Annotated in this window: 1 protein-coding gene; it reads right to left on the bottom strand. The window is 36.1% G+C overall.

What is annotated here, in order from left to right; genetic code table 11:
* The coding region (locus IE178_RS37330; protein WP_193515138.1) for an AAA family ATPase at positions 1 to 349 on the bottom strand (349 nt) is incomplete at its 3' end.
* Positions 350 to 502 lie beyond the last annotated feature (153 nt).

Raw genomic sequence — 502 nt, 5'->3', positions numbered from 1 at the left:
AATATACATCCACGAAGTAATTAAACTGCGTCCTGCAATAATTGTCCATGCCATGCTTGTAGTCGTTTAGGTCGCCTACAATAATGGCAAAGTTGAGATGGATGATGAGATAACTATTATGTTCGGGAGTTGGATTCTCACCAATATAGAGCTTGCCAAAAATTTCATCAAACTTGTCTTTCTTGTTGATGTCATAGTAATTTTCAAGCATGGAGATGGTAAGGCTCTTGCCGAATCGGCGAGGCCTTATAAAGAAGAAGTACATATTAGAGTCTTCTATTTCCTCGATGAAAGGAGTCTTATCTACATAGTAGCAATCCCTTTCAATCACATCCTCAAAATTCTGCATACCATAAGGTATTCGCTTGCGATAGATTCGCTTTTTTCTTTCTCTTACCATAGTTCTTTACTTTTTGCAATGACTGAGTACAAAGTTACGAAATATTCTTGAAAGTCGATATGCTAGTGGCATTTATTTATGAAACTTTATCAAAGATAAGAT

The organism is Streptomyces griseoloalbus (assembly GCA_014650015.1).
Taxonomy (GTDB): Bacteria; Actinomycetota; Actinomycetes; order Streptomycetales; family Streptomycetaceae; genus Streptomyces; species Streptomyces griseoloalbus.
The sequence above is the reverse complement of the archived record's forward strand: the minus strand, read 5'-3'. Positions and strand labels throughout refer to the sequence as shown.